Consider the following 12,065-nt stretch of genomic DNA (forward strand, 5'->3'; position numbering starts at 1 on the left):
GCCCACTCGTATTTTCCGGATTCTTTCCGCCTATGGTGAATCCGCCGTAAAATTAGCCGCTATTTGTGCACAATCGCTGTTATCTTCATTACAATGTGAAATTACTGTTAAAAAGATAACAGCCGAATACGCAGATGCCCGTATTTTTTACAATACGCCTTCGCCCATGTCGGGCGTCGGGCGGATGACGACGATCATGTCGCCTTCCTCCACCGCATTGGCGTCCGGCTCCCAATAGCCGATGGCGCGGCCCCTGCGGTAGAGCCGCACCCCGATGCTGCCCGTGCCCAGGTGGCGCAGCGGCTTGCCGATGTCCTCGGGCTTGGCCATGCGTTCGACCAGCTGCACCCGGCCCGAGACCGAGGCGAGGTCGGCAAGATAGTCGGCGACATGCATGCCGCTGGCGCTGCCGGCCAGCAGCAGGCCGGTCATGCGCACCGGGTTGATCACATTGGTCGCGCCCGCCTGCTTGGCCAGCAGTTCGTTGTCCGCGGCGCGGATGACGACGGTGATTGGCACGCTGGGCGCCAGATGGCGCACGGTCAGCACGATCAGGATCGAGGCATCGTCGCGCCCCGCGCTGACCAGCACGGTGGCGGCGCGGTCGATCCGCACGTCGCGCAGCGAATCGTCGCGCGTGGCATCGGCCTGCATCACGTTGCAGCCCAGCCGCTCGGCCAGGGCGAGGCGTTCCTCGCTATTGTCCATCACCACGATGCATTCGGGGTCGCAGCCGCGGGCGATCAGCTCTGCCACGGCTTCCGATCCCGATACGCCGAAGCCCAGCACGATATAATGGTCGCTCAGGCGTTCCTGGATGCGGTTCATGCGGAACTTCTCCCAGCTTCTTTTGATGACGAAATTATAGGCGGCGCCGACGAAGATGAAGATCACCGCAAAGCGGATCGGCGTCACGATCACTGCTTCGACCAGGCGCGCCTTGTCCGACACGGGCGCGATGTCGCCGAAACCCGTGGTGGTGATCGAGATCATGGTGAAATAGACGACGTCGAGAAAGCTGACATGGCCGTCGACATTGTCGACAAGGCCCGTGCGGTCCCACCAGTGGATCAGCACCACCACGAACACCAGCGAGATCGCAGCACCCAGACGGATGAACAGATCGGCCCAGACGGGCACCTTGACGCGGCGGCGCAGCGGGCGGTGCACCCTCAATCGCTCGCGCCGGAGCGGCGAGGCGTTCCGAGAGACAGCCTCGTCCTGGGGGTCGTCCTTACCCGCCATCGCCGTCCTTGAATCGCTCCGCCAGCCGGTCGAGCGAGGCGTAATGGGTAAGGTCGAGCTGCAGCGGGGTCACCGCGACGAAGCCGTCCTGCACCGCTTCCAGATCGGTTTCATGACCGGGCGTATGTTCGATCGGTTCGAGGCCGAACCAGAAATAGGGAAAGCCGCGCGGGTCGGTGCTTTCGACCAGCGTGCCGCGGCCATAGTCGTGGAAGCCTTGCCGGACCACCCGGATGCCCTGCACATCCTCCGCAGGCATCGCGGGGAAGTTGATGTTGACCAGCGTGCGTTCGGAAAAATCCATGCCGACCAGCGGGCGCAGCACTTTCGCGCCCCAGCCCCGCGCGGCGGCGAAGGACACGTTCTCTCCGGCGGCCTCGTGGCTGTAGACCTGGCTGAGCGCGATCGAGCGCACGCCCGCCAGCGCGCCCTCGAGCGCGGCGGAGACGGTGCCCGAATAGGTGATGTCGTCAGCCAGGTTCGCGCCGCGATTGACGCCCGACAGGATCAGGTCGGGCTTGTCCGGCATCACCTTGCGCAGCCCCATCGTGACCGCGTCGGTCGGGGTTCCGGTGACGGAGAAGCGCCGCTCGCCATGCTGGCGCAGGCGTACCGGGCGGGTCAGGGTCAGCGAATGGCCCGCGCCCGACATCTCCTCGGACGGGGCGCAGATCCAGATGTCGTCGGAGATCTCGCGCGCGATCGCCTCGAGCACGTCCAGGCCGGGGGCGTGGATGCCGTCGTCGTTGGTCAGCAGGATACGCATCAGGCGCCAGGCTCCAGTTTCGTGAGGCCGCCCGTATAGGGGTGCAGCGCTTCGGGAATGGTAACCGACCCGTCGGCCTGCTGATAGTTTTCCAGAAGCGCGACCAGCGTGCGGCCCACGGCAAGGCCCGATCCGTTGAGCGTGTGGACGAACTCGGTCTTCTTGCCGGGCTTGCCGCTCTCGTCGAGCGGCTTGAAGCGCGCCTTCATCCGCCGCGCCTGGAAATCCCCGCAGTTCGAGATCGAGCTGATCTCGCGGTAGGCGTCCTGCCCCGGCAGCCATACTTCCAGGTCATAGGTCTTGCGCGCGCTGAAGCCCATGTCGCCCGCACACAGCAGCATCTTGCGATAGGGCAGCTCCAGCGCCTCCAGCACCGCCTCGGCGGCGCGGGTCATGTCCTCGTGCATCTGCTGCGACCGGTCGGGGGCGGTGATGGCGACCAGCTCGACCTTCTCGAACTGGTGCTGGCGGATCAGCCCGCGCGTATCGCGCCCCGCCGACCCCGCCTCGCTGCGGAAACAGGGGGTGAGGGCGGTGAGCTTCATCGGCAGCTGGTCGTGGGCGAGGATCTGGTCGCGCACCGCATTGGTCAGCGAAACCTCGGCGGTAGGGATGAGGTAGCGGCCGTCGGTGGTGCGGAACAGATCCTCCTCGAACTTGGGCAATTGCCCGGTGCCGAAGGCGGCCTCGTCACGCACCAGCAGCGGCGGGTTGCATTCGGTGAAGCCCGCCGAACCCTGCATGTCGAGCATGAAGGCGCCCAGCGCCCGGTTCAGCCGCGCCATCTGTCCGCGCATGAAGGTGAAGCGCGCGCCGCTGATCGCGGCCGCAGTTTCGAAATCAAGGCCGAGCGCGGGGCCGAAATCGGCATGTTCCTTCGGCTGGAAGTTGAAGCTGCGCGGCGTGCCCCAGCGGGCGATCTCGACATTGCCCTCTTCGTCAGCGCCGTCGGGCACGTCGGGCGCGGCCAGGTTGGGCAGCGCGGCCAGCATCGCATCGAGTGCGTCGGCCTTGTCCTTCGCCTCGGCCTCGAGCGCGGGGAGCGTGTCCTTGAGCTGCGCGACCTCGGCCTTCAGCGCTTCGGCGGTGTCGCTGTCGCCCTGCGCCATCGCTTTGCCGATCGCTTTCGAAGCCTCGTTCCGGCGGTTCTGCCCTTCCTGCGCGCGGGTCTGCAGCGCGCGGCGATCCTCGTCCAGCGCAAGCAGGCTGGTCGAAGCGGGTTCGGCCCCGCGTTTCAGCAGGGCGGCATCGAAGGCTGCGGGATCGTCCCGGACAAGGCGGATATCATGCATGGTGGTCGCGGCTATGGCGAAAGCGGGTCGGGCCTGTCCAGTGGGGAAAAATTCTTGCGCGCAAATGCGGTCGCGGCACCGGTTCGATGCGGGAAGCGCGCATTCGGTGAATTTTGCTGAAATCGCGCGGAATCCAGTCGATTCGGGGCGGCTTACGGGTCTATTGGGGCTGCAATTTCAACCTTCCGGCTGCAACGGAGCCCCCTCATGCGTATCGGCACTCCCCGCGAAATCAAGAACCACGAATACCGGATCGGCCTGACGCCCGAAAGCGTGACCGAGCTGGTGTCGAACGGCCACGAAGTGCTTGTCGAAACCGGCGGAGGGCTGGGCATCGGCGCGGACGACGCGGCCTATGTCCAGGCGGGCGCGCGCATCGTCGACGGGCCGGAAGAGATCTTTGCCAGCTGCGACATGGTGGTGAAGGTCAAGGAACCGCAGGCGGCCGAACGCGCCATGCTGCGCGAGGGGCAGATCCTCTATACCTATCTGCACCTGGCCCCCGATCCGGCGCAGACCGCCGACCTGCTGAAGTCGGGCGTGACCGCCATCGCCTATGAGACCGTGACCGGCCCCGGCGGCGGGCTGCCGCTGCTCAAGCCGATGAGCCAGGTCGCGGGCCGCATGAGCGTGCAGGCCGGGGCGACCGCGCTGGAGAAGGCGCATGGCGGGCGCGGCACGCTGCTGGGCGGCGTGCCGGGCGTGGCGCCGGGCAAGGTCGCGGTGATCGGCGGCGGCGTCGTCGGCTGGAACGCGGCGCAGATGGCGGTGGGCATGGGGGCCGATGTCACCATCCTCGACCGCAGCCCCGAACAGCTTGAGCGGCTGGGCATGTATTTCGAAAGCCGCGCCAAGACGCGCTTTTCGAACAAGGCCAACATCCACGAAGTGGTCTGCGATGCCGACCTGGTGATCGGCGCGGTGCTGATCCCCGGTGCCGCCGCGCCCAAGCTGGTCAGCCGCGAGATGCTGAAGGACATGAAGACCGGCGCGGTGCTGGTCGACGTTGCGATCGACCAGGGCGGCTGTTTCGAGACGTCGCATCCCACGACCCACGACGAGCCGACCTTCGTCGTGGACGGCATCGTGCATTACTGCGTCGCCAACATGCCGGGCGCGGTTTCGCGCACCAGCACCTATGCGCTGAACAATGTCACCTTGCCGCACGCGCTGCGCATTGCGGCAGCATTCGACGCCGGAGACTGGCGCGGCGCGCTGCGCAGCGACCCGCACCTGGCCGAAGGGCTGAACGTCAGCGCGGGCAAGCTGACCTATCGCGCCGTGGCGGAAGAGCTGGGCTATGACTTCACGCCGGTGGAGCAGGCGCTGGCCTGAGCGGAGGCCAGGCAGGAAGGAATTGAAGGAGCGCGTCAATTTCCCGAATGTTTTTGGCGAAGGGGCCATTGACACGAATCAAGCCGCGCCCTAGTTGCGCGCTCCTACCTGCAAGGCGGCGCACTGGCCGCCTCGCAAAAGTGCCCAGATGGCGGAATTGGTAGACGCACCGTCTTCAGGTGGCGGCGCTCGCAAGGGCGTGGAGGTTCGAGTCCTCTTCTGGGCACCATTTGTTCTCATCAGAACGTTCCAAAACATTGCAGAAATGGCGGAATTCTGCCATTCTTGACCTCTAGCGCAGAAAGCGAGGTCTTGTTTTGTTCCGCTTTGTTCCAACGTCTGTGGGGGCCTCGGCTGGGGGCTCCAGCTCAAAAGCCCCCAAATCGCACGAAAGTGAGGCCCCCAAATGAGCCTCAATGTGCAGGAAATCAAAGGCTTCCGGGCTGCCGACAAGTCATACAAGAAATACGACTCGCGGGGGCTGCTGCTTTTGGTGAAGCCGAACGGCTCCAAGCTCTGGTATTTCAAGTACCGCTTTGGCGGTAAGGAGAAGAAGCTGCCCATCGGCGCGTTCCCTGAGATCAGCTTGTCGCAAGCGCGCCAGCTTCGCGACCGAGCACGGCTCAAGGTTTCCGATGGCATCGATCCAATGCTGGAGCGTAAGCGCAAGAAGGCCAGGATCAAGCTAGGTGCGGAGAACACCTTCGAGGTCATCGCCAATAAGTACATCGACGAGAAGATGGTGCCCGAAGGCAGGGCAGAGGCCACGCTGCGCAAGGCGCGCTGGTTCCTCGAACTGCTCAAGCCAGCGATCGGCAATATGCCAATCAACGATGTCGATCCGCAGTTGATGCTGGCGGCGCTCAAGAAACTCGAAGCCAAAGGTAATCTCGAGACAGCGAAGAAGTGCCGCTCCTTCGCAAGCCGGGTGTTCCGGCATGGAGCTGCGCTTGGCCAGTGCCAAACCGATCCGACTTCGATCCTGCAGGGTGCACTGGTCACGCCCAAAGCACGGCACTACGCGGCGATCCTCGAACCAGAGAAGTTGGGCGGGCTGCTCCGTGCTATCGATGATTTCGAATGTTACCCGGCGACGAAGTTCGCGCTGAAGATCGCACCCCATGTCTTTGTGCGACCCGGTGAGCTTCGCCACGGCGAGTGGAACGAGATCGATTGGGACAAGGCCACCTGGACAATACCGGAAGGCAAGATGAAGGCGCGGCGGGCCCATGTGGTGCCGCTATCACGCCAAGTGTTGGACCTGTTGCGAGAGCTCAAACCAATTACCGGCAGCAAGGGCTACATCTTCCCGGCGTTCCATACGAACCAGCGCCCGATGAGCGAGAATACGATCAACGCGGCATTTCGGCGTATGGGGTTCACTAAAGAAGAAGTGACGGCACACGGACTGCGCTCGACTGCTTCAACGATGTTAAATGAAAGCGGCCTCTGGCATCCTGACGCCATCGAGCGGGCACTCGCTCATGGTGACAGCAACGCTATTCGTGGCGTCTACAATCGCGGGAACTACTGGGATGAACGCGTAAAGATGGCGCAATGGTGGAGCGACTATCTTGATGAGCTTCGACAACGCGGAGCGAGTCGCTGACTGCAATTTGAGATGGTGGCGGCTTTGCGCCCTATTCCAATCGTTCGACCGTAGATCGATAAAATCCAATTATGGCCGTTCAGTTGGGCGCCGTCCGCATGCTTCCTGATGTTGCGTGAGCAAAATAGCGGACAAGCGTCTGTTGATTCAGAAATCGCGCACCGGCTACTTAGAGGACGGGAAATTAGGGTAGCCGACATGGTGAAAAATTCTCATTCGCAGCATATCGTCACGCACTGTCGGTCATAATAAAGAGAATGAATTGTCCCAGTTCCAGCCAGTATCAGATCTTGCGGCCCGGCTAATTGCCGCCAAAAGCCAGCGGGCGATGGTCGCGCTGCTTCGGAACCAAGTCCGCCAACCCACGTCGAAGTCACTCGCCTCGGATGTCAAGGCTCATGTCCAATTGCTGGCAAAGTATCTAAACGATAACCGCGCGGGCGAAGCAATCGCGACGGCACTCGCCATGATGTTTCTCGACGCGGATCATGCCATCGCCTGCATGCGGCGCGAGGGTGTTTTGCGAGCATCGCGGTATGAATTCCGGGGATCTCTGATCGGCAGGGTTGCCAAGGCCGCGCTCAGCGTGCGCGAGCTGCTGACGGCGTCCCCTGACCGAATCGTGTATCTCGAATCGGTCGTGGCGCTTTCGCGCCTCGCCGGCAACGCCCGGGCACTACAGAAAGAGATAGAGACGACGATCCGGTCGCGCCATGCCGTGGTACTGAAGACCGTATTCGTGATGGTTAACACCTTGTTCTACCACGGCTGGTTGAACGACCATGAGGCAAGCTCCCTGAGCGGCCATCGCTACTCCTCGGAAGAGTATGCTGAAGCGGCCTCGCTCGTGTTGCGCACCTACGCTTCTATGTTTCCGGTCGATGGCGTCAGCTTCACACATGTGGACACGGACGCTTTCACGAAGAACGCGCTCGTCTACGAGCGGTTGCTTGTTGCCGCTATCCGCCTTACGAAGTTCAGGGAAGCCGAGTTCTTCATCGACGGCCTTCCGTACCGCGCCGACAGTGCGGGTGAGACCGTCACCATCTCCTCCATCGATCCCGACCTCGAGCGCTCCGTCCGACTTGGCTACATCCAGTCACAGAACCAGGGAATGATCCGCTACACGCACCTGCAGCAGACAAAGCCTGCGATCTCCATGCGCTCTGTTATCGACCGCGGCTTCGAGCGGGGCAGCTTCGGGGAGATGCTTGAGCTGGTTGAACAACCGATACGTAGATTGGTTTTGCGCCTGCCGGCCGTGCCTGAAATTTTCGAAGAGTTCTTCGCGCGCGACGATCTGTTTCTCGACGAACTCCAAATGCTCCTCGCGCTCGACGTCGACAACTTCGGCACGTTCGAGGAATTGATCTTTTCGATCACCGACCACGTCACCTCGATGGACGTCTTTAAGGTGCAGCGCTACTTCAACTTTCTCAGTTGCGCCTATCAGCGACGTCTTTCGGACCTGAAGGACGAGTCCGAGCGCGGGGAGTTGACCCTGACCTCGACTTTGCTCGTCATCCGTCACGACGACCTTATAAAGCAGATGGAGCTGATTTTCGGCGATGTGGACAAAGCCGTTGAGATCGTCTCCCTCCTGACGATGGAGCCGGGCGAGCCGCACCTCGACCTACAGTATCGCCCTTTCTTGGATACCGGGGGCTACTACGTCATAGCGCCGCACGTTGTCGCGGCTTCAAACCTCGTGCGTAACACGATCGTCGCCAACCGTCTCCGGTCTGCCGCCATTGGCCCCAAGGACCGCGTGGTCCAAGCTGTAACGGAGGCGCTGGGTTGCGCAGGCTTCCTCGTCCATAGCGACTTTGAGGTGAAGGTTGCTGGCCAAGAGTTGGAACTGGACGTTGTCGCCTGGCGCGATCGGTCGCTCTTCCTGTTCGAGTGCAAAAACGCTTACCATCCGGTGTCCGTCCACGAGATGCGCAACAGCTGGGATCATATTCGCAGCGCCAGGAAGCAGCTCGACAAGCGGCACAAGATCCTAGCGAACACCAATAATCGGGAGGTCCTCTTTCAGAAGCTCGGGTGGGATGTCGACGCGTCCTGCGAAGTCCACACCGGTATTGTCATCGGTAACCGGGTCTTCCACGGAGCAAACTTAAACGGACACCCAATCCGGCAGGCCCACGAACTGATCAACGTCCTAACGAGCGGACGCATCGTCGCGGATGAGGACAGCCTATCATTTTGGCGAGGTCCTGACTTCCAAACCGCAGATTTAATTGCCTATCTTGGTCCCGCGTCGATTGCTACGGATCAGCTGGCGGCGCTGGATCCTCGCGAATGGCGCTATTCGATGGGATACCGAGACCTCGCGTTCTCATCGTACGTACTCGACATGATTAAGTGGGACCGTGAACTGCGTGCGAGGCATGGACCGCCCGTGATTGGTGGGAGGCGGCAGGGTTTGAGCTGATCTCGGGAAATTGCTTTCGGTTAGATGCCACCGCATCGCTTGTAACTGTCGCCGACCAGTCATTGCTGCTGTGGATCGGTTTGAAGGATTGGGGGATAGATGAGTGGAAGCCAAGGCAGACAGCCTTCCGATCAACAAAACGAGGGCGATAGCATCGACCTCTTTATATCGCGAGAAGAGTTGATCGCTCGCTTGGCTGACGACGTCCGGCTTTACGATCCTGATCGCCAGAGCGGCTTCGAGCGGATGTCACGAGAGCGCTTCGAGGCGCTTGCACTCTGGGGCCTGCCGCAGGACTTTAGGGACGAGTGCTCGCCCACATCCTTCTGGTCAGCCGACCGGGAGCGGCTCCTCGCCGTGGTCTATCTTAAGGGTGGTCCCGGCAAAGTGGGCCTCGCGGTGATCGCTCGCGATGGCGAGGGACGCTACCGCCCGGTTGGACATCAGCGAGGCCTTCCGACGGTCCGGGCCGCCGAAGACATGCTGCGCGGCAACATGGGGCTATCGGCCCTCGAACTCAAACCAACCCTAAAGCCATTGCCCGACCAGCCCAAAGGGACCGACCTATTCTCGCCGATCGCCGAAGTAGATGAAACGGCCCTGCATCCCGGCTTCAGAATCCTTCGAGACGGCGTAGCGCAGCGCGGGGCGAAAGCGCTAATGGCCGAGCTTTCGCGCTGGGTGCCCGACTTGGACGGCAACCTCGCCCGAGACTTCCAAACGACAGGTTACAGCGCCCGCGTCTGGGAGATTTACCTGTCATTCGCGTTCCGCGAAATGGGCTTCCGGTTACGTCACGATCATCAGTCACCCGACTACCACTTGGAGCGAAACGGGATCGAGCTTTTCGTCGAGGCGACTACCGCTAACGCACCCGACACCCGCGCTGTGGCGACAACGGGCGGAGAACCGCCTCCCGTTCCTGATGATCGATGGTCATTCCTTGAAAAGGAAATGACACTGAAGTTCGGGTCGCCCCTACATACCAAAGTCGGCAAGCGCTACTGGGAGCTTGATCACGTCAAGGGAAAGCCATTCGTACTGGCGATCGCCGACTTCCACGCGCAAGCCTCGATGACTTGGTCGCATACAGCGCTGCCTATCTATTTATATGGTCGTTCCGCCGCCGTCAGCACCGGACCTGATGGCCGCGAATATGGCGAGGAAAAGCGTATTGACGCCTTCGAGAAGGGCTCGAACCAGATACTTCCGTTTTTCGAGCAGGATGGGACGGAGAACGTGTCGGCCGTGCTGTTTAGCAACGCGGGTACGATCGCTAAGTTCAACCGCATGGCGGTGCGTGCTGGCTTTGGTGATCGGTTCGTTACCCTCCGGCGGTCTGGTGGCTGGAACGACCCACGCCCAGACGCCTACGAGGCCATCCCTTTCGATTTTGACGTGGAGGATCCCGCTTACTGGGAAGGTTGGGCCGACGAACTCGAGCTACACCACAATCCGCGAGCGCTCTACCCCATTGACGACGCGCTGTTTCCTAACATTGCAAACTTCCGGATCGAGGATGGCGAGGGGGTTTGGAGAGGCCCATCGCCACGTGTCCTATTCTCTCGCACCGTGACGCTCGATCTTCTTGGCCGCGAAATCAACGACGATCATCAGCCTGCCGCCGGTGCAGAGGATGCCGCGGGAAAGGCCTCCCGCCGCTCTCCCTAGTGTTCAGACCGCGCTTTGACCTAAGGACGGTGATACGGCGCCCCTGACACTTGCCGACACGGAGTTGCATTGCCGATGCGTAATGCAAAGCTGTAAAAACAAAGGCAACTATCGATGAAAGTTCGCTTCTAACGTCTCGTCGGCTGAAAGCTGTCGATCCGCCAATGGTTCAATTCCAGTCCACCCACTCGAAGGCCGGGCACTAAGCGCCCGGTTCCTTCTTCTCGTCGTCCAACGGCGTGCGCAGGACGATCCGGCCATTGATAGGCACCACTTCCAATTGAAGCGAAAGCCCTTTGCGGTCGCGGTGGAACCACGCGGCTCCGATGCGGGTCCAGAAACCCTTGTCGCCCTTGTTGGCGACATGCCAGGCAAGGAATTCCGGCGGGTTAGTCTCCTGCGCGGGTGCGGTATTGCTGCGTGCCATGATGATTTCCTTTCGTGTCTGGTGGCTCGTTGCACCAACGGAAGGGCCGCACGGCCAAGGGCAGAATTCGTGTTCAACACGGGTGCGGAGCGAACTGGCGCGGGCCGGGCATTGAAGGCTGACCGCGTGCGGCCAGTTGGGTGCTTGAGAACGAAGCCGCCCGATCGAAGGGAATTCAAACACATGCCAAACCGTCACACTTGCGCCCTCGATCGCTCTCGCCCAAACGTTCAGCATACTGGTCGGATCGGATTTGCAGCGGGTAGTAGCGACACCGTAGCGAAACACGCGGCCTGCGAACGAGCGGCATTTCTTCGCAGTCTCGTGCTTACCAGTGGCTTCCAGACGTTTGAGAGGAGCCAGGACTTCGAATGGCTCGATCTCGTTGATGGGTCGGTTCCCGATGGCAGGTGCAAGCTTGTCGAGGAAATAGTTGGCCTTGACGATCGTGCCATCGGCGCGGCCATTCTGGACCATCATCTGTTCAATATACTCACGTGCGACTGCTTCGAACGTCTGTGCAGAAAGGAACTCCGCGCGGATTTTCCGCTTCCGCTTCTCAAAAGCCGGGTCGCCCCCTGAAGCAACAGCTCGTCGCGCCTCGTAGGCCGCGTCTCGCGCTTGCTTGAGGCTGATGTCGGGATAGCTGCCGATGCAGAGCTTCTTTTGCGCGCCGCCGATCCGGTATCGGAAACGCCAAAGTTTACCGCCGGTCGGCGTGACCTCAACATACAGGCCACGCTCATCGGTTACCTTGTACGGCTTATCCTTGGGCTTGAGTGCGCGGAGGCGAGTATCTGTCAGAGGCATGTGGGGGCCTTTTCATCTGGGCCTTTGCGAAATGGCCTCAAAAGGCCCACAAAAGTGTCTGGAACCCCCGAGAACAGGCGGGACGATCCGGAACGATCCAAGGGCCAAATCCCTAGGATTTCTGCGGGTTTTATAGATTATTTGGGAGAACGTGAGAAGAACAAATGGTGCCAGAAGAGGACTCGATCGGGCCGCCTAACACGTTGATTTCTGGAGTTCTTCATTCAGCCTCTCAGGCTTAGAACCATCACACTTACCATCAGCCAAGTACGCTGTAGCGGTTCGACGTCAAAACCAGGCAACCTCGCGAGATATCGGCTGACTTCTTCGACAGAGTTGCGATCCGGTCTGCGCGGGTTGAGACCCAGACCGCTGTCTGTCAAAACCCAACCGCAACTGGTAACGCCTTCAAGCGGAGTTGCGATGATGTCCGGTTTAGCTAGATGCTTCATGGGTGCGTCGGCCCTACTTCT

At 61.2% G+C, this 12,065-nt stretch carries 8 protein-coding genes and 1 tRNA gene; 5 read left to right on the forward strand and 4 right to left on the reverse strand.

Annotated features, from left to right (window positions below; all coding sequences use genetic code 11):
- Positions 1–147: 147 nt before the first annotated feature.
- Genes A9D14_RS01345 through serS form a run of 3 tightly spaced genes read right to left on the reverse strand, consistent with a single transcriptional unit; the run spans position 148 to position 3,303 of the window.
- Entirely contained in the window at positions 148–1,245 is a 1,098-nt protein-coding gene (locus tag A9D14_RS01345; protein ID WP_083987510.1) for a potassium channel family protein, read from the reverse strand.
- Positions 1,235–2,011, reverse strand: a complete 777-nt coding sequence (gene surE, locus A9D14_RS01350; protein WP_066842315.1) for a 5'/3'-nucleotidase SurE — start codon at positions 2,009–2,011, stop codon at positions 1,235–1,237. The genes A9D14_RS01345 and surE overlap by 11 nt, the downstream gene beginning before the upstream one ends.
- The gene (gene serS / locus A9D14_RS01355; protein WP_066842317.1) at positions 2,011–3,303 is read right to left on the reverse strand and encodes a serine--tRNA ligase; all 1,293 of its coding nucleotides are present in this window, start codon (positions 3,301–3,303) and stop codon (positions 2,011–2,013) included. The genes surE and serS overlap by 1 nt, the downstream gene beginning before the upstream one ends.
- Before the next feature lie 207 nt (positions 3,304–3,510).
- Here serS and ald point away from each other — a divergent pair, with 207 nt between their 5' ends.
- The 5 genes from ald to A9D14_RS01380 all read left to right on the forward strand — a co-directional run bounded on the left by ald (position 3,511) and on the right by A9D14_RS01380 (position 10,355).
- On the forward strand, positions 3,511–4,638 hold the full coding sequence (gene ald / locus A9D14_RS01360; protein WP_066842319.1) for an alanine dehydrogenase: 1,128 nt from the start codon (positions 3,511–3,513) through the stop codon (positions 4,636–4,638).
- 142 nt (positions 4,639–4,780) lie between these two features.
- Positions 4,781–4,867, forward strand: a tRNA-Leu gene (locus A9D14_RS01365).
- 177 nt (positions 4,868–5,044) lie between these two features.
- Positions 5,045–6,247, forward strand: a complete 1,203-nt coding sequence (locus A9D14_RS01370) for a tyrosine-type recombinase/integrase (RefSeq protein WP_066842321.1) — start codon at positions 5,045–5,047, stop codon at positions 6,245–6,247.
- Between the two features lie 262 nt (positions 6,248–6,509).
- Positions 6,510–8,684 (forward strand): hypothetical protein, encoded by a 2,175-nt coding sequence (locus A9D14_RS01375; protein ID WP_157668099.1) that lies wholly within the window; start codon positions 6,510–6,512, stop codon positions 8,682–8,684.
- Positions 8,685–8,783: 99 nt separating this feature from the next.
- Positions 8,784–10,355 (forward strand): hypothetical protein, encoded by a 1,572-nt coding sequence (locus tag A9D14_RS01380; RefSeq protein WP_066842325.1) that lies wholly within the window; start codon positions 8,784–8,786, stop codon positions 10,353–10,355.
- 202 nt (positions 10,356–10,557) lie between these two features.
- Here A9D14_RS01380 and A9D14_RS19950 read toward each other — a convergent pair whose 3' ends face one another.
- Positions 10,558–11,592: a tyrosine-type recombinase/integrase gene (locus A9D14_RS19950; RefSeq protein WP_232468695.1), complete on the reverse strand. Its 1,035-nt coding sequence runs from the start codon at positions 11,590–11,592 to the stop codon at positions 10,558–10,560.
- Between the last annotated feature and the right edge of the window lie 473 nt (positions 11,593–12,065).

Source organism: Croceicoccus marinus (assembly GCF_001661675.2).
Classification (GTDB): domain Bacteria; phylum Pseudomonadota; class Alphaproteobacteria; order Sphingomonadales; family Sphingomonadaceae; genus Croceicoccus; species Croceicoccus marinus.

Bases quoted from the DNA above. Each gene is read 5' to 3' on its own strand.
- A9D14_RS01345 (WP_083987510.1), bottom strand. From the start codon at position 1,245: ATGGCGGGTAAGGACGACCCCCAGGACGAGGCTGTCTCTCGGAACGCC.
- surE (WP_066842315.1), bottom strand. From the start codon at position 2,011: ATGCGTATCCTGCTGACCAACGACGACGGCATCCACGCCCCCGGCCTG.
- serS (WP_066842317.1), bottom strand. From the start codon at position 3,303: ATGCATGATATCCGCCTTGTCCGGGACGATCCCGCAGCCTTCGATGCC.
- ald (WP_066842319.1), top strand. From the start codon at position 3,511: ATGCGTATCGGCACTCCCCGCGAAATCAAGAACCACGAATACCGGATC.
- A9D14_RS01370 (WP_066842321.1), top strand. From the start codon at position 5,045: ATGAGCCTCAATGTGCAGGAAATCAAAGGCTTCCGGGCTGCCGACAAG.
- A9D14_RS01380 (WP_066842325.1), top strand. From the start codon at position 8,784: ATGAGTGGAAGCCAAGGCAGACAGCCTTCCGATCAACAAAACGAGGGC.
- A9D14_RS19950 (WP_232468695.1), bottom strand. From the start codon at position 11,592: ATGCCTCTGACAGATACTCGCCTCCGCGCACTCAAGCCCAAGGATAAG.